At 58.8% G+C, this 20,122-nt stretch carries 18 protein-coding genes and 2 pseudogenes; 9 read left to right on the top strand and 11 right to left on the bottom strand.

The window, feature by feature from the left end:
• From CAI21_RS19730 to CAI21_RS23400, 3 genes are all read right to left on the bottom strand, one after another.
• Positions 1-521 (bottom strand): hypothetical protein (locus CAI21_RS19730; RefSeq protein ID WP_220348913.1); only part of this gene is annotated, 521 nt, incomplete at its 3' end.
• Positions 499-693 (bottom strand): hypothetical protein, encoded by a 195-nt coding sequence (locus CAI21_RS19725; RefSeq protein WP_116303867.1) that lies wholly within the window; start codon positions 691-693, stop codon positions 499-501. The genes CAI21_RS19730 and CAI21_RS19725, both read right to left, overlap by 23 nt.
• Positions 681-845, bottom strand: a complete 165-nt coding sequence (locus tag CAI21_RS23400) for a hypothetical protein (protein WP_181919549.1) — start codon at positions 843-845, stop codon at positions 681-683. Before CAI21_RS23400 ends, CAI21_RS19725 begins: the two co-directional genes overlap by 13 nt.
• 183 nt (positions 846-1,028) lie before the next feature.
• Here CAI21_RS23400 and CAI21_RS19715 point away from each other — a divergent pair, with 183 nt between their 5' ends.
• Complete coding sequence (locus CAI21_RS19715; RefSeq protein WP_116303865.1) at positions 1,029-1,793, top strand: sulfite exporter TauE/SafE family protein; 765 nt, start codon at positions 1,029-1,031, stop codon at positions 1,791-1,793.
• A gap of 22 nt (positions 1,794-1,815) precedes the next feature.
• Here CAI21_RS19715 and cysE read toward each other — a convergent pair whose 3' ends face one another.
• Entirely contained in the window at positions 1,816-2,616 is an 801-nt protein-coding gene (gene cysE / locus CAI21_RS19710) for a serine O-acetyltransferase (protein ID WP_116303864.1), read from the bottom strand.
• 563 nt (positions 2,617-3,179) lie between these two features.
• Between cysE and CAI21_RS19705 the strand changes: the two genes are divergently transcribed.
• On the top strand, positions 3,180-3,986 hold the full coding sequence (locus tag CAI21_RS19705) for a lysophospholipid acyltransferase family protein (RefSeq protein WP_116303863.1): 807 nt from the start codon (positions 3,180-3,182) through the stop codon (positions 3,984-3,986).
• A gap of 177 nt (positions 3,987-4,163) precedes the next feature.
• Here CAI21_RS19705 and CAI21_RS19700 read toward each other — a convergent pair whose 3' ends face one another.
• Together CAI21_RS19700 and CAI21_RS19695 are read right to left on the bottom strand one after the other, a co-directional pair.
• The gene (locus CAI21_RS19700; RefSeq protein ID WP_116303862.1) at positions 4,164-4,805 is read right to left on the bottom strand and encodes an esterase/lipase family protein; all 642 of its coding nucleotides are present in this window, start codon (positions 4,803-4,805) and stop codon (positions 4,164-4,166) included.
• Between the two features lie 250 nt (positions 4,806-5,055).
• Entirely contained in the window at positions 5,056-6,576 is a 1,521-nt protein-coding gene (locus CAI21_RS19695) for a methyl-accepting chemotaxis protein (RefSeq protein ID WP_404840900.1), read from the bottom strand.
• A 649-nt stretch (positions 6,577-7,225) separates the two neighbouring features.
• Here CAI21_RS19695 and CAI21_RS19685 point away from each other — a divergent pair.
• The 4 genes and pseudogenes from CAI21_RS19685 to CAI21_RS25315 all read left to right on the top strand — a co-directional run bounded on the left by CAI21_RS19685 (position 7,226) and on the right by CAI21_RS25315 (position 8,985).
• A complete protein-coding gene (locus CAI21_RS19685) occupies positions 7,226-7,567 on the top strand; it encodes a transcriptional repressor (protein ID WP_116303859.1) in 342 nt (113 codons plus the stop codon).
• A gap of 100 nt (positions 7,568-7,667) precedes the next feature.
• On the top strand, positions 7,668-7,868 hold the full coding sequence (locus CAI21_RS23395; RefSeq protein ID WP_147305565.1) for a hypothetical protein: 201 nt from the start codon (positions 7,668-7,670) through the stop codon (positions 7,866-7,868).
• Positions 7,847-8,445, top strand: a pseudogene (locus CAI21_RS25740) (peptidoglycan DD-metalloendopeptidase family protein); the annotation flags it as partial. The gene CAI21_RS23395 and the pseudogene CAI21_RS25740, both read left to right, overlap by 22 nt.
• Before the next feature lie 12 nt (positions 8,446-8,457).
• Positions 8,458-8,985 (top strand): peptidoglycan DD-metalloendopeptidase family protein, encoded by a 528-nt coding sequence (locus tag CAI21_RS25315; RefSeq protein ID WP_404840901.1) that lies wholly within the window; start codon positions 8,458-8,460, stop codon positions 8,983-8,985.
• An 18-nt stretch (positions 8,986-9,003) separates the two neighbouring features.
• On the opposite strand, the gene hemP is transcribed toward CAI21_RS25315, so the two are convergent.
• On the bottom strand, positions 9,004-9,171 hold the full coding sequence (hemP, locus tag CAI21_RS19675; RefSeq protein WP_116303857.1) for a hemin uptake protein HemP: 168 nt from the start codon (positions 9,169-9,171) through the stop codon (positions 9,004-9,006).
• A 314-nt stretch (positions 9,172-9,485) separates the two neighbouring features.
• On the opposite strand from hemP, the gene CAI21_RS19670 reads away from it, so the two are divergent.
• Genes CAI21_RS19670 through CAI21_RS19660 form a run of 3 tightly spaced genes read left to right on the top strand, consistent with a single transcriptional unit; the run spans position 9,486 to position 16,289 of the window.
• A complete protein-coding gene (locus tag CAI21_RS19670) occupies positions 9,486-12,650 on the top strand; it encodes a carboxypeptidase-like regulatory domain-containing protein (protein WP_116303856.1) in 3,165 nt (1,054 codons plus the stop codon).
• A complete protein-coding gene (locus CAI21_RS19665; RefSeq protein WP_147305182.1) occupies positions 12,638-15,109 on the top strand; it encodes a TonB-dependent receptor in 2,472 nt (823 codons plus the stop codon). The genes CAI21_RS19670 and CAI21_RS19665 overlap by 13 nt, the downstream gene beginning before the upstream one ends.
• Positions 15,110-15,113: 4 nt before the next feature.
• Positions 15,114-16,289, top strand: a complete 1,176-nt coding sequence (locus tag CAI21_RS19660) for a cytochrome-c peroxidase (RefSeq protein ID WP_116303854.1) — start codon at positions 15,114-15,116, stop codon at positions 16,287-16,289.
• On the opposite strand, the pseudogene pyk reads toward CAI21_RS19660, so the two are convergent.
• The 4 genes and pseudogenes from pyk to CAI21_RS26310 all read right to left on the bottom strand — a co-directional run bounded on the left by pyk (position 16,286) and on the right by CAI21_RS26310 (position 20,116).
• Positions 16,286-17,762 (bottom strand): annotated as a pseudogene (pyk, locus tag CAI21_RS19655) (pyruvate kinase). The gene CAI21_RS19660 and the pseudogene pyk sit on opposite strands and share 4 nt — an antisense overlap.
• Positions 17,763-17,807: 45 nt before the next feature.
• Positions 17,808-18,827 (bottom strand): type I glyceraldehyde-3-phosphate dehydrogenase, encoded by a 1,020-nt coding sequence (gap, locus tag CAI21_RS19650; protein WP_116303853.1) that lies wholly within the window; start codon positions 18,825-18,827, stop codon positions 17,808-17,810.
• Positions 18,828-18,854: 27 nt separating this feature from the next.
• Positions 18,855-19,490 carry a bifunctional 4-hydroxy-2-oxoglutarate aldolase/2-dehydro-3-deoxy-phosphogluconate aldolase gene (gene eda, locus CAI21_RS19645; protein ID WP_116303852.1) on the bottom strand — a complete coding sequence of 212 codons (636 nt, stop codon included), beginning with the start codon at positions 19,488-19,490 and terminating at the stop codon, positions 18,855-18,857.
• Entirely contained in the window at positions 19,487-20,116 is a 630-nt protein-coding gene (locus CAI21_RS26310) for a hypothetical protein (RefSeq protein WP_472974029.1), read from the bottom strand. The genes eda and CAI21_RS26310 overlap by 4 nt, the downstream gene beginning before the upstream one ends.
• Positions 20,117-20,122: the final 6 nt, after the last annotated feature.

Below are 20,122 nucleotides of genomic sequence, written 5' to 3'. Positions count from 1 at the left end.
GCCCGTACCGGCTGCGCGCCGGGCGTGCGGGTCAGTGCCACGGCCCCGGCCGCCTCGCCCGGCACAATGCCCTGGCCGGCGCCCGCGGTCATGATTCGACGAGCCTGGGCGAGTTCGAAGCAGGTGGCAACGTCGATTAACGAGTCGACCGCGGCAAAGATCAATGCCTTGGCATCGGGATCGTCGGCCAACCGGGTTAGTGCCTGGATGCCGCTTGGGTCGCTGTTGGCGAACTGCCAATCGCACGCCGAGAAGGCGGGGGCCACTTCTAAGGCCTGTGCTTTGACCTGCGCCGGCTCGAACGCTTCTCCCCGCACGGTCGATAGCGCCGGCAGGAGAATATGCAGCCGGCAGTCTTCCGCGAGGTACTCGGGCGGTAAGGTCTTTTGCAAGGAGGTCAACGCGTAGCCCAACATCCGGCCCGCCCGTTCGGTCGGGCTCAGCTCAAGCGGTAAGATGCTCTCGTCAATGGCTGCGGTTTGCAGCGGTTTGTCGCCGCTACCGTCCGGCGCGGACGACAACAAACTTATCCGGCTTGGCGCCATTGCGCTTTAGCTGTACCGCGCCTTGGGCGGCGTAGTCGCCGCTGCCCGCCAGCGTGCAAACGCCAGCGGCGATGAGCGCCAGCGGTTCGGGGCGTTTGGGTTCGGGCGGCGGCGCGGCGGCGGTTTTCTTCCGGCTTAATATTCCCATGCCGTCGCTCCTTGGTCGGTAACGAGCGGCCTTACCGGCTCGACACCCCGGCCGACGTACGGCCGGACGGCATTGAGGCTACGGATGCGGTGCGCTCGATCGTTAGGCAGATTGCCGATGCGAGGGAGCGGGCCAAGATTGTTATTATTCATTGTCGCGGCTCCTTGCGACTGATTATTCGTTTGTTATTTAAAATCTCATCGGTTCGGGAAATACGGCACCCTTGGGCTTGTGCGCCGGGGTCCATGGAATAGGATAAAAGTTTTTTAGTATTTGCTCCAGTACGTCTTCAGGCTTAGATTTGCCGGTTCAGAGCACTGAACGCATAGGTCAAGATGCCGGACTCGTTACTCGTCGTACTTCCCCAAGAACTGCCGCCGTTGCTGGTATTAGGGCTCATCGTAACGGCCGGTATTACCTCAATGATTACCGCCACGTTAGGCGTCGGCGGCGGGGTGCTGTTGCTGGCAGTGCTTGCATCCGCGCTGCCCCCGGCCGCCATTATTCCCGTGCATGGCATGGTGCAGCTTGGCTCGAACATCGGCCGGGCAGTTTTGCTGTGGCGTCACATCAACCTACAAGTATTGCTCTTCTTTGCACCTGGCGTTTTGCTTGGCGCCTGGTTGGCAAGCCTGGTACTGATACAAATTTCCTTAAGTTTACTGCAACTGATTATTGCCGGCTTTATTCTTTTGCTCTGTTGGGGGCCGCAATTGCCCAAGCGCGGCCTAGGCCGTACCGGCACGTTGGCGGCTTCTACGCTTACCACTTTCGCGAGTATGTTCGTCGGCGCAACCGGCCCCTTGGTCGCCGCTTTTGTAAAACAACAACAAGGCGGGGAACGTTTCGGCACGGTCGCCACGTTTGCCGCCGCCATGACGCTACAACATGCGCCAAAAGCGGTTGTTTACGGCGCTGCCGGCTTTGCCTTTCGCGAATGGTTAGGGCTGATTTTGCTTATGATTGCCAGCGGCGCGCTAGGTACCTGGGCCGGCGTTCGCCTATTAGGGCGGCTTAACGACCGGCGCTTCGGGCAGGTTTTCAACCTTGTGTTAACCCTCTTAGCGCTACGCCTTATATGGCAAGCGGCCAGCGCGTAAGAGAAGGCACCCCGACAGGATGCTAAGTATCGCCCGACGCCTCAAGCTTTTGATCCATGCAGCTTGCCGGCTCTTCGCTGCTACAGCGCCCGACCACGCGGGCCGGAACCCCCACAATGGTCGAATGAGCAGGCATATCTTCCAACACGACGCTGCCGGCACCGACTTTCGAATAAGCGCCGATGCGGATATTGCCAAGAATCTTGGCGCCGGCAGAGAGCAGCACGCCGCGCCCGATTTTCGGATGCCGGTCGCCCGATTCCTTACCGGTTCCGCCTAAGGTCACCTCCTGCAACATCGATACGCCATCCTCGACCACGGCGGTTTCCCCCACTACCACACCGGTGGCGTGATCGATAAATATACCGCTGCCTATCGCCGCCGCCGGGTGGATATCAACCGAGAAAATCTCCGACAATCGACTCTGGAGATATAGAGCCAACGCCCGGCGCCCTTTCTGCCAGAACCAATGCGATACACGATACCCTTGTAACGCATGAAACCCCTTATGGTTCAGGAACGGGTTAGCGACCCCGTGCGCGGCCGGGTCGCGCTCTACGGCGGCGGCCAAATCGGCTCGAATCGCGGCGCGTACATCCACTGAATAGACGAAGACTTGGCCGATGACATCGCGCAGGCTCATCGCCGGCAAGTCGGGCGAGGCCAGCTTACTGGCCAGCAAATAGGACAGCGAGTCTTCCAACGTATCGTGATTAATCACCGTCGCGTGTAAATAACTCGCAAGCGTCGGCTCGTCTTTAGCTAACTCCACCACTTCTGCATGCAATGACAACCAAGTATCATCGACACCGGATACGCTCATGTTTCGCCATCCAATCATTAGCTGTTATCGCTCTGCCAAGGCATTGTTCGATACCCGCTTAACGCGCATGCGCCCACCACGGCCATCATCTATCTACCGCCGTGTTTCACTGCATTAGTTAACAGATTAACGAGCATTTGCTCAAGCCTCGCGTCATCCCGGCAACCGACTCAGGCAGGCTGCGCAACCTGTAGCCGCCCGCCGCCGTTCACAACCAGCGTGCCAAGGCATAGCGATATGCTCATATCCGAGAACGGTCGGCACAACACATCAATAAGAATTTCGCCACTCTTTAACACATAACAAAAACTTAATAGAAAAATCACAAAAACCTAACAGGAAAGACCGCCTAATCATCTTTAGTCAAAAATTGCAACAAGTCTTTGACCATCGATCAGATCTGGTTAAAATTAATATGACGTTAAGCAAACGCCGGCTAATTCTATTAACGAGAATAGCCGACAACTCCGCCCCTCCTTCAGCGGCCTCGCTTTACCAGATAAGTCCGCGCTTCATTAACGGAGGGGTCAGGTATGACTTTCCAAAACAGCAGGAGCTATCAGATGAACGCAGGGATGCAACTAATAAAGTACATAACAGCCTTCTCCATCATGATCCCGATGCTTATAGTGGGGTTGGTCGTTGGGATATTCAGCCGCCAATTAGCCTGGATCGTATTTCGGAAGGCTAACTACATTTTTCTTAGAATATTCGGAGTTACCGTTAAGTTCGAATACGATGCCGATCCTAAGGCGTTAAGCAAGGGCGGTATTATTGTCGGGCTTAACCAAGAAAGTTTGCTGGAGCCTACGCTTGGCTTCGCCGCCCTTAACAGAAAGTGGACCAGTATATTCAATATCGAGTATGCGCTGCTGCCCGTTCTCGGCTGGGTCGCCTGGGTGCTTGGTTGGATTATCGTCCGCCAGTGGCCTAAGCAATCGCAAGCGCAGCTTAAAAGAGCCGCCCGCTACGCCCAAAACGGCGGTCTGGTTTACCTGTCGGCGGAAGGTAAAAGGAGCAAGGACGGACGGCTTAACCCTTACAAAAAGGGGCCGGCGGTACTCGCCATCCAATCGCAATCGCAAGTACACCCCATTTACGTGCATGGCTCAGCTGCCTGTATGCCGTATGGCGACTGGAAAATCCGCCCGGGAACCGTTCTCATTCGATTCTTGCAGCCAATTTCCGTAAAAGGCTTGACCTACGACGACCGCGATCAATTAATGAGCGTTCTACGGGAACTTGGAGAAGCCGAACATCGAAAGTCGCCGGTGATCGTCGCCAACTTGAAGGGCATAAAAACCCTACACACCGGGAACACCGAGAAAGCGTGCCAAACCTCTCCAGCCGGCGAACAAAAGGCTGCTTAAAGAAGCATAGAAAGCCCATCGTTCCTCAGAGCGATCGGGGGCAAGAGGCGCGGCGGCCACCGGTAATGGCCGCCGCGCTTGCCAAAGCAAGCCAGGTAAGCTTTCGGCCGATGAAAAGCGACCGCATACGCGGTCGCCAATTACAACAAGCAAGCCGGAGGGGGCCGGTAACGAAGCCTACTGTAATAGCTCCCGCGCTCGGTTATGAACGCTGGAAGTCCACAGCATTTGATTATGCCCTAAACATGAAGTCTGCACGCTGACACCGCATTGCGCGCTATTCGTCGGAATAATGATGGCATCGCAACCCGACCATAATGCGCGGTCGCACCCTTGCCCGTTCAGCTCCTGGAGAAAACTTGAGTTGCGTCTCATCTCAAAACACGCCGGGCTAACGCAGCCGTAAGCCCAGGAAGTGCCGTTGTGCGGGGTGCCAATGCTGACAAAGCGCCGCACAGCCTGATCCCCTCCAAGGCGAGCCTGGTACCAACGGGTAACCAAACCGCCATTCGAGTGGGCAACGATACTGACCTGCTGCCAATCATGGCGGCTACGAACCCAGTCGACATAATCCCGCAACTCCTTGGCACTGTCGCGGTTAGATTGCAGCAGCGAGTTATAACTGAACTGGTACAGCGACTCGGCGGAATAGCCGTTGCTCTGAAAGTCCTGCATCATCGAATCCCACTGGGATTTCTTGCCGCCATACCCGTGAACGAAAATCACCGGGCCATTCGCATAAGCTAAGATCGGTAGGCCGAGGAAAAACAATACGCAACTTAAGCAGAACGCAGCTCTGTAGTATTTCTTTTTACTCATGACTCTCCTCCAATGAGTCCTAGGTTCCGTTGCCAATCAACAGACCCTAGCGATACATCAGGCCGTTCCGTCGCCTCGTTATGGGCAGACAGAAACAACCGTCACTGCCTCACTACTTGCGCCGTCCTCCAGCTCGAAAATTAAAACATCCTTCTGTTTTTATTCGCAAAACCGCAACCTCATCTGCGGCATCATGGGGTATAGACGGGAAGGGGCAGTTCGTCAAGCACGATACCGCCCCCTAAGCGGATCAACTGCGCAGTTTATACCGCGACAACTGCCGCACGACACCATTCGCCAGTTCGTTCAAAGTATTGCTTTCGCTACGCGCAACGTCAGCTTCTTGTAGCGTTCTTTGCGAAGCGTCGTGAATCCGAACAATGTTTCCGTCCATCTCTTGCGCGACGGCGGATTGTTCTTCCGACGAAGTCGCAATAGCCGTATTCATCGTCGCAATTTCCGAAACGGCCCTAACGATGGCAGCCAAGGCCTCCGACGCCTGATCCGCTCGCTCAACGCCCTCTTGCGCTTCTATGGCGGCATCCGCAGCAACCTTTACGGCCGCTTCGGATCGCTGTTGCAAACCTTCAATCACTTGCACGATCTCTTGCGCAGATTCGGTGGTACGGCTGGCAAGCACTCTTACCTCGTCGGCAACTACCGCAAACCCTCGCCCTTGCTCTCCCGCCCGAGCCGCTTCGATAGCGGCATTCAAGGCCAGCAAGTTCGTCTGCTCGGCGACACCTCGAATAACGCCCAGCACAACCCCGATGGCTTCGCTGCTATCTTGCACTGCACCGATGTGTTCGCTGACTTCACCGACCCGTTCATTAAGCTGTCGGATGGTGGTACTGGTAAGACCGACGACACGCCCGCCTTCTTCCGCACGCTTATCCGCTTCCCGTGCCGAATCGGCCGCCATGTCCGCGTTACGAGCCACCTCTTTGATCGTTTCCGCCATCTCGTTCATGGCCGTAGCAACCGCGTCCATTTCCGACTGCTGGGCACGCGCTCGATCGGCGGTACCGGTAAAGCTCTCGTTCAGGCTGGCGGCGGACTGATGGAGACGCGACATTGATTGGTTGATAGCATTAAACGCGCTGTTCAAATCGCCAACCAGTTCGTTAAAGCTCCGGGCGACAACGGCGATTTCGTCCTTGCCGTCGGCCGGCATCGTCACCGTCAAGTCGCCGTCCTTTACTTGGCTAAACGTTCGCCGCAGCAACTCTAGGCGGGCACTCAAAGAGCGGTAGAACCAGGTGCAAACAACACCCGCAATCAGGAAGGAAATCAACAGCAGCGCGACCGAAATCGTCAAGCTACGCCGTTGACTCGCCGAGACATGAGCAATACCCGCGGCAACCATGTTGTCGACGAAACGGTCCGCACCACGCATCACTTCGTCCACCTTAAACAGAATGCCTGCGGCATCCCCTGCGAGTAGTTGCTCGGCTTCCTCAATGCGCCCTTCGTTTACCAGCTTTTGAATATGGTCGCTAAGCGCGGAATACGCTTCCCAATGCTCGCCTAAGTTCTCGGTAAGCCGGACCGCTTCCGGCGACGTGACAATACCGCGCAGACGAGTCAGGCCTTGGTTGAAAGCCACCGTCTGAGCGCTTGCATCCTCTTGTAGGCGATCTCGCTGCGCGGCCGAAATACCTTCCTGCAGCAAGCGCCCTAAAGTGAGGTGATGTTGATAGATACCTCGGTGCAAGTCTCTGACCTGATTAGAGCCAGGAATAATCTGCTCGCCGAAATAATTGGTCTGCATTCTCATCACTTGCATAAAAAACAACGAGGATGTTGCCGTGATCGCCAACATCAGCACGAGGATAAAAAGGCTAGGAGAAGTTTTATACGTAGGGTCATGGGGGTCCCCTGAGCGAGGTAAGTGTTAAGGCACGGGCCTAAAACGCGATATTCCCGATAAACACGCTCGCATCCATGTGCGATCGAAATCGCGGATCGTCGTCCAGATGTCCGATCGAACGATTCGATAATGCCGACCTGCGCATGCTCGTGGACCCTCCGACAACCGCTTAACCGAAGGCAAACACGCATCTATCCAAGTGAACAAGGCGCAAGATCAGGCACGGAGCCTGCACAATACGGAGACAATGTCGGCACTGCCGACATTGTCTCCGGAAACCCTGAATGACAGCTTATCGTCCCATCCTCAGCGGTCTGGCTTAGCCGACGGCAATCACACCCTTTGCTCGCAGGCTACCGGAGGCGGCAACGATCCATTCAGATGTCTCATCATTACTATTTATCGGCAACATAAGAAGGAGCTTTAACCAACGCGGCTGTAGACCGCAGCTTTGTCCGAAAGGGATTCCAGCCATAACGCAACACTGTTGCGTTAACAACAAGAACTTCTTAAACTGCGGCATCATTCACCGTCCGCCGTCGAGGGTCCCATGACGACCGATTCCATCATCGCCCGCAAGCTACTTGCCGAGGCTGGCCTGCGGCGTACTCAAGCGGCTCAGCACCTGCTGGAGCTATTTGTCGCCGAGCCCGGGCGCTACCTGTCCCATACCGACATCGACCGCGCCCTGCGCAAAAAGCGCATAAATCTCAACCGAGTGACCCTCTACCGGCTGCTGACTCGACTGAGTCAAAGCGGCTTGTTGATTTGCCATGTCGGCGAGGACCGGATCTCGCGCTTTGCCTATGTAAGGGCGGGCAGCCGGAACAAGCCGACAGTCACTTCGAGTGCCAAGCCTGCCAACAGCACTTCCACCAAAGCGAACCCTTAGCCGGCATGCAGCGGCTGTTACAGGAGCTGGCCGACGATCCGCATTGGCACGGGCATCAACTTCTACACGCGAGCTTAACGATAAAAGGGATCTGCGCCGGGTGTCGCTCCGAAAGCGTTTAGAACAAGCCATTCGCCGCCGATACGTGGCATTAGCCGGTGGCATGACGCTGCTAGCGGTCGTCGCCTGGGCGCTGCCCAAGCTTAGCGGCACGGCTGCAACGACTGCCGCCCCCCGCCCCTTGTTAGCGATGACACAGCCGTATCGGAAGAAGCGGAAATGGCACGTGTTGCCGAGATAATGACTTTCGTACATGAAGTGCGCGCCGGCGATACCTTAAGCGGCATTTTTAGCGACTATGGTTTCGGCCGTACGGCGTTGCACCGTGTACTTGCTGCGGATCAGGAACTTTTAGCGCTGGATGTCCTGCGCCCCGGCAACGAACTACTGTTCACGCTAGCCGACGACGGCCACTCTTTGGAGAGTATGACGCTGCATCTCCACCCCGGCCGCCATATTCGCTACTACCGAGCGGACGACGACAGCTTTGAGTTCGAAGAGTTCGTTAGCGAAACCCGCTGGTATCGGCAGGTCGTCGCCGGCCAGATCGAAGGCAGTTTCTATCGGTCTGCCGCCCGTTTGGGAATCGGCGACGCCGACATCCTCAACGTTCAGCGGGTCTTTGACGAGCGAATCGATTTTCGACGCGACATCCGCGCCGGGGATCGCTTCGAACTCGTCATCGGCTCCGAAATGGCGGATGCCGGCGCCACGGGCCAGACACGTATAGAAGGCATTCGCTTTCGACTCAACGGCCGCACCAAAAGCGCGTTTTGCACCACGACGGCAACTACTACGACTCCGAGGGAGAAAGCCTCACCCGCGCTTTCCTGCGCTACCCGACAGCAAGCCGTTACCGGGTCAGCTCTCCATTTAACCTTCGGCGTAAGCACCCGGTCACCGGACGAATAGCGCCCCATTACGGAGTCGATTTCGCCACCCCCATCGGAACGCCCGTACTATCGACGGGCGATGGGGTCGTCTCCCGCACCGGCAATCACCCCTTTGCGGGAAAATACATTGAAATCAAACATCACGGGCAGTTTAAAACGCGCTACCTCCATTTACACGAAATACAGGTAACCCGGGGCCAAGCAGTTCAACGCGGCGATAGAATCGCCCTATCCGGCAACACGGGCCGCAGTACAGGCCCTCACCTGCATTTCGAGCTTCACGTCAACAACCGCCCCGTAGATCCGTTACAAGCCGACATTCCCAAAGCACGCCGTATCCCAAGCGAAGAAATGGAAGCCTTCAGAGCCAATGTAGACAGATTGCTGATCGCGATGGAAACGCCCGATATCCCGTTAGCCCAGAGTATAACCGACGCCGACGATCAGCCCGAAAGCGGGATTTGACCAAGCCCGCTCTACCCGCTACTTAATCAGAATAAGCTTACCGTTACTGGTTGCCTGTAAGCGATAGAGCGTCTCCCCGTGGCGAATGTACACCTCGCGTCGCCCCTGCAATAGATCCTGACTACGAATCACCTGCTCGCACGCACCGGAGCGTGGCGGCACACTCACTTGTTGTCCTTCTTTCATCGTTTCCCCACATCCAGAGCCAAATGGTAATCATTATTGTTTGCAACCGATTGCCATTGCAAACAGGAATCATTATCATGTAATGATAATAATCGTCCATAGCCAGCCAAGCCAAAAGGCTCAGCCAGCCAATGACCGCTTACCAACTCGGGAGGTCGTATTCGTGCTGCAGAGCTATCGGCTAATTCGTCACACCCCTCGACAGGCCGCTGCTGCCTACCTGCCGCCGAAACACTCCGCCGATTAATCGCCCGCTCAGCCGCTATCGCACCGATCTCGCGTGGCGGGGACTCATAGCTATTAAGGCAACCGCGATGAAAAACCAGGTTCAACGCTTTGCATCCTTTTCCTTACTGCTCGTCAGCCTCGCCCTAGCAGCCTGTTCGGGCTCTAGCGGCAGCCGCGACGATGCCCCCGATTCCGGCGCCGAGCGCACCGGGCTTGTGACCGACCCGCCCATCGTCGGCGCCCTCGTCGGGCTAGTCGATGCGCAAGGCCAAGCCATATCGAAAGTGGCGGTAACCGATGCCAAAGGCCGCTTCCGAGTCAACCATACAGAACAACCGCTAAGCGCCGCCGTCCATGCTCGCGCCAGCGGCGGCCGGGATACGCAAACAGGTTACGATTTCCAAGGCTTAACGCTAAAAGCCCCGGTAACCGGCGCCGAGCTGGTTCTGAGTCCATTATCGACGCTGGTAGTCTACGAGATGCTGGACGCGGGGCTGGGACTTGAGCAGGCACGCGAAGCGGTCGGCCACCGGCTTAATCTAGAGGCGGCTCAGTTATTGCAAGACCCCGCGCAATCGGCGCCGCATCAGCTCGCCAGCCTCAAGCTCACCCGTTTCGCCGCGGCGCTTCGTTACCAAGGCGACGGTTTCCGACACACGGCCGCCGCCTTACGCCTTCACAACGGCGACTTCATCCTTGCGGTTAATCAGCTCAGCATGGATACGTCGCTGTCGCAAACCACCCGCAAGCGACTCTTTCACTTAGCCGCGGAGCTGGAAGACTTAGCCGCAATCGATGTCGAACAGGCGGTTCCGGCGCTTATTCGAGCAGCCAACCGCATTGCCTTTCGACATGCTCTGACGCGCTATCTGGAAGATCATCATGCGCTCGCCGTCGGCAACGAGCAGGTGCGATTTAATATCGATGCGTTAGCCGACGCCTTATGGGAGGCTAATGCACGGCGCGGCATCCCAAGCGACGGCCCGCAGATTGCGAACCTGGCCCGCTACGCGATTCAGCAACATGCGCTTGAGTTAGCAAGCCTGGAAGCAGGCGATTTCACCGTTCCCGCCAGCCTCGCGACCGATCCGAACATCCCGCCGCTGGCTCAAGTTCAGGTCGTCGACCATACCGTCGCACTGGCTCCGGGCGAGGAGCTTGGCAACGACAATGCACGCCGGATTGCTTATTTCTACGATTCCGACCTAGCGCCGATATATCGCGCTCAACAGATCTTAACCGGGGTTCACGACGACGCCCTCACGGACCCGGTTTTTAGGCGCGCCGTCGAGGTATTGGCCGGCGTCGGCTTGGGAGAACGCACCGGCTTAGTCGCCCGCACTCAGATATTTAACCCGCGGGAGCGCGCCACCGCGTATCGCGAGGCGGCTAGACGCTTGAACCGCGCCGGCGACCGGGAGCACAGCACCGACTTCCTCGCCACCGCCCGCGCCATTTACGATGCCGACTTGGACGCCCGGGGCGGGCCAACGGAACTGAGCGCGGACGATGCCAAATTCTATTCCACCCTCAGCACTGCCTACCGCGAAGCGGGAGACAACGACCAGGCCGCCGCCGTACTGACGTCGATTGAAGCATTCGTCAACGCCAACCTCGGCCAACCGTACACAACCGCCTACGCCCGCGTCCTGACCGGCTGGTGGCAAATTGCGGAAAACTCTGTCGCTGCCGCGCAAGCCGGCGAACTGTCGTTAACCGAAGCCATTCAAGACGTCGACCTGCTGGCCGCTTTTGCCCGCGGCGCGGGTATTCAAGAGACGACTGCCCGCTGCGGCAATCACTACACCATCAAGACTATGTCCACGGTCCGCTTTAGCAATCTATACGCTCAACTCGGCCTGGAGAGCGAAACAGCCCAGGGTATCGATGACTTTGAGGCGCTCCGCCAACACGAGTGCACGCGAGAACGCACCCAAAATAACGCCTACGCTCCGGCCATGGCTTCGGTCTATGCCTCGCTCGACCGCCTCGACGATTACCAACGGATGGTCGATGCGACCGTTGACAACGAACGCAACCGAGAGAGCGCCTATCGAGAACTGCTTGTATATCAAGCCATGGAGCTTGCTCTCGCCGGCCAGGTTACCGAAGCCCTCGTGCTGTTGGCGGACAACTACGCCGATGCGCCCCACGAGCATCTCCGAAGCCTGACCTACGACCGCGGTTATCAATACCTGGCATTGCGGCTCCTACAGGAAGGCGACTTGGCCGCCGGCAGCGAAGTGCTCGACGCCGCCTGGGAAGTTGCTCTCAGCGAGGAGTTTTGGTCGGACGGGACGCCGCTTGCCTTAATTGAGCGGGGTTGCGCCAAAGTCGCGCACCTACGATATGACTTCGTCTCGCAGGAAAGCGGGCAAGCCCAGATGCGGACCTGCCGCGACCACGCCCTGGCACACTATGCAGCGGCAACCGTCCCCACCCGCTTGCAAGCACGGTACCGTCTGGCATCGGGCTTTCATGCCGTTAATTTGAGCGACGAATTATTAGATCTATTGATCGACGCCCGCGCCCTCGTCGACACATTGGACACAGTCGAGGCGCGCGGTCAGCAACGACGGCAACTCGCGCACCAAGCCTTCGTTAACCGCCATTTCGACCTGGGCTGGGGCATATTGACGGAGGCGACCGCCGACTTCGAACAGCTGGCCGGCACCGCTCTCACCGACGCCGAGATAAGGGACGCGCTTTCCCACGGCCTTGGGCTTGCCTCCACCTACCTCACCGGCGCCAGCGAGCTGCGCCGCCAAGCGGCCGAGACGGGATACCTCTCGGCAACGGAACGCGAGCGCGTTACGCAAGCGCGCCAACGCGCGACAGCAATCCTACAGGAGGCCGGCCATACCTCCTCGCACGATGTCGTAACGCTAATCGAGGCTCTTGCCTCACCGTCCGACCGCGCCTTCCAATACCGTAGTGCGGTCCAGAGCTTAGCGGAGGCTCGCGCTTATACGGCAGCTGAGCGCATCGCCCGCGATACGCGCCACGCAACACCCGACCGGCACCGGATGTTAAGCGTCATCGCCCGAGCGATCCTCGCCGAAGACGATTTTCCGGGAACGACGCTGGCTAACCGCGATTCGGATGGCGACGGCCGACCGGACTTTCTCAGTCCGCTGGCAACACCGTCGGAGCTTGCGGCTTCTAACTTGCAGCTCGACCCCGACATGGACGGCGACGGCATTCCGGACACGCTAGATCGTACGCCGCTGTGCGCCGCATGCGACGGTTAGCGCTAATGCGGGGGGCGCATTGTCTAAGGCTGGCGAGCCTATTCGCCGTCTGTCTCGCGCCGCTGGGTTCGGTTTGCGCCGAACCCAGCGTTCTCCCTACCTTGCTGATTACCGGGCCGGGGGACAGCGGCCACGGCGTCGATGTAGCGCTCGACGCCACCGGGCAGTACAGCCTCGACCGCCGGGCATTAGAGCACTTCGGCGGCCCAACCGGACACCTCACCGATGTGCTCGGCATTTTACCCAACGTGCAATTCGGAGAGAGCGCACAAGAAGCCGAACGCCTATACGACCTGCGGCCGGCATCGATTTCCATATCCGGCGGACGCCCCTACGACAACACCTTTATTCTTGACGGAGTGAGTATCGACAGTCGCTTAGACCCGGCCGGCAACGCGCACCCCACCGCCGTTAACGATGTCCCCGGCCACGACCAGGCCTTATTCGTCGATCTCGATCTGGTGGAAGAAATCAAGGTCTTCGACAGTAACGTTCCGGCCGCCTATAGCGGCTTTACCGGCGGTGTGGTGGACGCACGGACGCGACGCGCAGGATTGAGCCCGCAAACACGCCTTCGCTACAGCACCACGCGGGGAGACTGGGTGAATTATCACGTCATCACCGCCCGCCCCAGCGCTTACGAGCCCGATCCCGAGCCGCCAGCTCCGCCGGAGTTCAAACGAGAGCGCCTAGGGCTTAGCCATAGCCGCCCCCTCGGCGAGGCTTCCAGCTTGGTTACCAGCTTCAATCGTTCGTACTCGAAAACGCCGGATATTCTGCTCGGCCAATCGGCACACCGGACGCAGGAGAGCTACAACGCCCTCGTCAAGTACTCCCTACCCGTCGGGCCGGCGTATTGGGACACCAGCCTAGCCGTCGCGCCTTTTCGCAGCACTAACTTCATTAGCAACGCTAAAGACAGCGATTTCACGCTGCGCGGCGGCGGCTTCACCGTCAGCTCGGCCCTTGAGTGGGAAACCGGCCATCATGAAGGTCGGCTGCGGCTCGGGCTGGGCATGAGCGAAAACAGCCGCCGCGCGCCCCGACACTTCTACGAGTGGGAAAACACCCCCAGCCGCAACTGGGGCCGCCAAGCCGATCTTGCGAGCAGCCGCGCAGGCGGCTTCGGCGACCTCGACAAACGCCAACATAACGCCAGCCTAAACCTACAGCTACAACGCCGCCCCCTGTATCTCGGCTCCCATCGCTTCACGCTCGATTACGGCGGCGAAGCGCGCTTTAATCGACTACAACAACACCGGCTGCAAACGACGTACAACCATCGCACCGCGGTCGTCAACACAGACATTCAATGTCGCGGTATTAGCCGGGATTGCGTTCAGAACGAACAATACTTCGCTATCCGTAACGTTCACGAAGCGGAAGACGTGACGGTTTCGCTCTGGCAGAGCGGCCTCTTTGCCGAAGGCAGCTGGGAATATCGCCGCCTCTCGGCCACGCTCGGCCTTCGCTACGATTACGACGACTTTCTCCGCAACCACGACATCGCGCACCGCAGCCGCGCGCAACTGGACGTATTCGGTCATGGCGGCACCCGAGTCTTCGTCGGGCATAATCGCTACTACGGAACTGGTTTACTGACTTATAAACTACGGGAAGCCAGCAAACCCCACTACAGGGAGTATCGCAGCGCCACCCACAACGTCGTTAACGATTGGGAACTCGACTCCGGCCGCGGCAATGTTCGTTATGTCTTCGACGGCCTTCGCACACCCTACAGCGACGAAATCAGTACCGGGATAAGACAGCGACTCTTCGGCGGCATCTTCGAGCTAAAATACATCGAGCGCGACAACCGCGACGGGTTTGCCCGCACCGTCATGCCCATACAAGAGGACGGTTATCGTTGGTACATGATGAACAACGAAGGCCGCAGCGAGTACCGCAGCCTGGCCGGCGGCTGGAACCGCCGGGTGGGTTCGACCACCGTCGGGGTATCCGCCACTTGGTCGGAATCGCGCAGCTCCAATCAAGACTATGACAGCAGGGCTGACGATAGCGACCCCGACGAGTGGGTCTGGTACAACGGCCGTCGCGTCCAGCGGGGGGAGCTGACGATTCTGAGCACCGACTTCAACCGCCCGCTAACCGCCTCTTTTCGTATTGCGCATCAATTCTCCGAGCAACTGTCGGTCTCCTTCGTCAACCGTTATCGCGGACGTTATACCAATATTGCCGAAACATCGGCCACCACCGACGGCGAGCAGATCACACTTCCCGACGGTAGTCGGGTAAACGAGCGGTTGACTGTGTTTGAAGACCGAGAGCGAAAACCGACTTGGCACTCGAACCTGAATATCCAATGGTCTGTCGGCGCGTTCGGCGTAGACGCAAGCATCAACAACCTCTTTAACCAGCGCAGCTACTCCGTTAACGAACAGCAAGGCGGGGTCGAGGTTGGGCGCAATTACTGGCTAGGCGCATCGGCAAACTTCTAACCGTATGACTACAAAACTTTACCTAATACTACGTACGCTGTGGTTGGCGCTTATGGTCTTGCTCGCGCTAATGCACGCAGTTGGCGCCGAAGACGATCTACGCGCCCTCTACAGCCAAGCGCCGGAACAGTGGCCCCAGCCTCATCTGGACGAAGGCGTAGAACACCGGGAGCTTGGACTTTTGCCCCCGATGCCGGAGCCGAAAACCAACCCGACGACGGCAGAGAAGGTCGAACTCGGTAAGAAGCTGTTTTTCGACCCCCGCCTATCGGGCTCGCAACAGCTCGCCTGCGCCACCTGTCACGACCCGCAGTTAGGCTGGGGCGACGGTCGCAGCACCGCTTTCGGCCATGATCGACAGCTCGGCGCCCGCAACAGCCAGAGCATTATCAATAGCGGCTATATGACCACACTCTTCTGGGATGGCCGCGCGGGTAGCCTGGAGGAGCAGGCACTGGAACCCATCGTCAACCCCATTGAAATGCACAACACGCTTGCCGGCGCGGAAGCCACGCTTAACGCCATCCCCGGTTACGTCGAGCTGTTTCGCGCCGCATTCGGGGTGGAGCATATAGAGCGCACACAAATCGCCCAGGCCTTAGCGGCCTTTCAGCGTACGATCGTCAGCCGAAAAAGCCGTTTCGATCGTTTTCTCGACGGCGAACACGCACTGCTTAGCGAGGAAGAATTACTGGGGCTGCATCTATTCCGTACCCGCGCACGGTGCATGAACTGCCACAGCGGGCCTTTGCTATCCGATGGTCAGTTTCATAACCTCGGCCTGCACTTCTACGGTCGTCGCCTAGAAGATCTCGGCCGTTACCACGTCACCGGCCGCCCAGCCGACGTCGGCCGCTTCCGAACGCCCGGCTTACGCGATGCGATGTTCACCGGGCCGTGGATGCACAACGGTCGTATCACCGACATGACGAGCCTGCTGCGAATGTACAACCACGGCATGGCCCGGCGGAATCCGACTGCCGACCAAGCCGACGATCCCTTATTTCCGGTAACCTCGCCTTTGCTTCAGCCGCTCGACCTCGACGAGTACGACATTGCCGCTCTCAAAGCGTTTATGCATGCGCTATCGGCCAGACCCCGGCCGGTACGGCCGCCCGAACTCCCGCCGAGCATCGATAACGCACATTTGGCTATAGACCGGGACTCGAAACAGCCTTAGTCCGCCTCCGCCACAAGGTCGGCCTGCCCTGGCTGCGAGGACGAGGCAAGTTCGTCCACCTTGACAATCTTCATCGCGTTGGTGCTACCCGTTACCCCGGAGCGGTCGCCTTTACTGATGACCACATAATCGTTAGGGCCAACGGCCCCGTGCGCCCGTAGCGTGTGAATGGCTTCCTCCACCACCACGTCCGAGGAGCGATGGTCGAACTCAGCCCGTAGCGGGTACACGCCCCGGTAAAGCGCTAATCGACGCCTGACCGATTCATGTTGCGTGAAGGCAAAATGGGAAGCTCCGAGCTTATCCGCGACATCCACAGAACCGTCGCCCCGGACTCGGTCAGCGCGACAATCGCCTTCGCCTCAAGATGATGCGCCGCATACATGGCGGACATCGCAACGGCCTCGTCAATGCGCGTAAATTGGTTGTTCAAACGGTTTGTATTGTACTGCAACGCGCGCTGCCGCTCGGCACCCTCGCAAACCCGCACCATTGCCTCGACCGTTCGCACCGGATAGTTGCCCGCCGCCGTCTCCGCAGACAGCATGACGGCATCCGTGCCGTCCATCACCGCGTTCGCGACATCTAACACCTCGGCCCGCGTCGGCGTCGGCTGCTTAATCATGGACTCCATCATTTGCGTCGCGGTAATGACGATACGATCGAGCGAGCGGGCCGTGGCGATAATCCGCTTTGCACACCGGGCAACTCGGCATCGCCAATCTCCACACCGAGATCCCCGCGAGCGACCATGACCGCATCGGACGCCGTGGTAATCCGTTCAAGATCCGCCACCGCCTCGGCCCGCTCGATCTTGGCCACGATGCCCGCTTTACTGCCGGCATCGGCTAATAGCGTACGGGCCTGCCGGATATCGTCCGCCGTACGGGGGAACGACACGGCCACATAATCAGCGTCCATGGCCGCAGCGGTTTTAATATCCTCTTTATCCTTCGCCGTCAGTGCCTGCGCCGATAAGCCGCCGCCCTGCCGATTGATGCCTTTATTGTTGGACAACTCGCCGCCAACCACGACACGGCAGCGGACGCGCCCCTCGCTAACATTCTCGACCCGCAGAACGATGGCCCCATCGTTCAGCAGCAGCACATCGCCAGGCGCCACGTCGGCGGCAAGCTCCGGATAAGTAATGCCGACCGCATCTACCGTTCCCGCCTCGGCGGGCAACGCCGGATCGAGCGAGAAAGCGGCACCCGCCTCCAGCATCACCGAACCGTCGCGGAAACGCTCGATGCGAATCTTCGGCCCCTGCAGATCGACCAACACCGCAATGTCGCGCCCCAGCTTGCGGGCTATCTCGCGAACCTCCGCTGCCCGCCGCAGGTGATCCTCCTTCGCGCCATGCGAAAAGTTCAAGCGAACGACATCGACACCGGCGGCAAGAATGCCTTCCAGGGCCGCCGGCTTGTCGGTAGCAGGCCCCAGGGTCGCCACTATTTTGGTTCTACGGGGCATGTTATCTCCTTGCGTTATCTACCGCTTATACGATTGAACGGCGTCCTACTCGGCAACATCCAGCAGCGCCCGCGTGGTATCGAGCATTCGGTTGGAGAAGCCCCATTCGTTATCGTACCAAGCGCACACTTTCACCAGCTGCCCTTCGCTAACGCGGGTCAGCGACGGATCGTAGACGGAAGAGGCGGAGCAGTGGTTAAAATCGATACTCACCAACGGCTCGTCGCTAATCCGTAGGATGCCCGCGAGAGGCCCCTCCTCCGCCGCCGCGCGCAAGACCGCGTCCACTTCCTCGACGCTGGTTGCGCGTGCTGCGACAAACGACAAATCCACCAAGGAGACGTTAACCGTCGGCACCCGAACGGCAAACCCGTCCAACTTCCCGTTCAACTCTGGCAAAACTAAACCCACCGCGGCCGCCGCTCCCGTTTTGGTCGGGATCATCGACTGCGTTGCGGAACGAGCGCGCCGAACGTCTTTGTGATACACGTCGGTCAGCACTTGATCGTTGGTGTAGGAGTGAATGGTGGTCATCAACCCGCGCTCGACGCCAATCGCTTCATGCAAGGGTTTTACTAACGGCGCCAAACAGTTCGTTGTGCAGGAGGCATTCGATATAACCTGATGCCCGGCGGTTAAGGTGTTGTGGTTAACGCCGTAGACGATCGTGCCGTCGACATCCGCGCCGCCAGGTGCGGAAATCACCACTTTGCGCGCGCCGGCGGCAAGGTGCGCCTGCGCTTTCTCTTTACTCGTAAAAAGCCCCGTACATTCCAGCACGGCATCTACGCCGAGATCTCGCCAGGGCAGTCGCGCCGGATCGCGTTCGGCCAGAACGCTGATACGATCGCCGTTGACCAGCATCTCTTCGCCATCGACGGCCACTTCGCCGGAGAACGGGCCGTGGACGGAGTCATGCCGGGTCAAATAGGCATTCGTATGCGCATCGCCGAGATCGTTAATGGCCACGATCTGCAGCTCTCCGCGCCGGTCGTTCTCATAAAGCGCACGTAAAACGTTGCGGCCAATCCGGCCGTAGCCATTGATAGCGACACGATAAGTCATGGTGCCTCCTCATCCTTATTAATTGTTTTACGCGACGGGCAGGATCTGACGGTTACCTGCGGCCGCGGCGAAAGATTGAATACGCGCCCAATCGCCGGCTTCCACGCAATCCGAGGGCGCCAACCAAGAGCCGCCGACGCAAGCAACGTTAGGCAATGCCAGATATTCGCCGCAGGTTTCCGCCGTCACGCCGCCTGTGGGGCAAAACGTCACATCCGGAAATGGCCCTGCCAGCGCTTTCAACATATCGACGCCGCCGGCCTGTACGGCAGGGAAAAGCTTCAGCTCGCGAAATCCGAACGCGCGCGCCTGCATCACTTCGGAAGGCGTCATCACACCGGGTAGAAACGGCAAGTCATAGCGTTTGCTGGCTTCGACCAAAGACGGGGTCAAACCGGGGCTGACCGCGAACCCAAACCCCATTTCCTTAACCCGGCGGAAATCCCGCGAGGAAAGCACGGTGCCGATACCGACGACGGCACCCGGCACTTCCCGCATAATCTCGACGGCCGCATCGAGTGCCGCCGGCGTCCGTAAAGTAATCTCAAGAACGGGCAGCCCACCCTCCACCAATGCTTCTGCCAACGGCACCGCATCGCGTGGATCTTCGATGCTTAACACCGGGATAACCGGCGCCAGCCCCATGATTTCTCTCATGTTCATAGTTGAGTATCCTTCTCGCGCGTCGCTTCCCGCTCGATCGCTAAATCGGCGTCAGGTTCTGCGCGATTGTCTAAGCCTGTCAGAATGCTCATGGCGCCTTCTTCAGCGCCGCTCGTGTTATTGCGGAATGTATCGAACAACTCCCGCCCCGTGCCCCGCATAGCGCCGCCGTCCGGGTCCTGCGGCAAGACGTGCCTGCGCTGGGTCCATTCGCGGGCCTCGACCAGCGCTTCCAACCGGCCTTCGATACTATCTAAACGGATAAGGTCGCCGTCGCGCACTCTGGCTAACTCACCGCCTACTACCGCCTCCGGGGTTACATGTATGGCCGCGGGCACCTTGCCCGATGCTCCCGACATCCGGCCATCCGTTACTAATGCCACCTTGAACCCGCGATCCTGCAATACGCCTAGAGCCGGGGTGAGCTTATGCAGCTCCGGCATACCGCACGCGCGCGGCCCCTGACACGGCAACACAGCAACGAAATCCTGCTCCAACTCTCCGGCCTGGAAGGCTTCCAACAAAGCTTGCTGGCTGTAGAACACCTTAGCGGGCGCCTCGACAACGCGATGCTCGGGCTTAACCGCCGACGTTTTGATAACCGCTCGACCGAGGTTGCCGACCATCACTCG

It is taken from the genome of Alkalilimnicola ehrlichii (assembly GCF_003399765.1).
GTDB lineage: Bacteria > Pseudomonadota > Gammaproteobacteria > Nitrococcales > AK92 > AK92.
The sequence above is the reverse complement of the archived record's forward strand: the minus strand, read 5'-3'. Positions and strand labels throughout refer to the sequence as shown.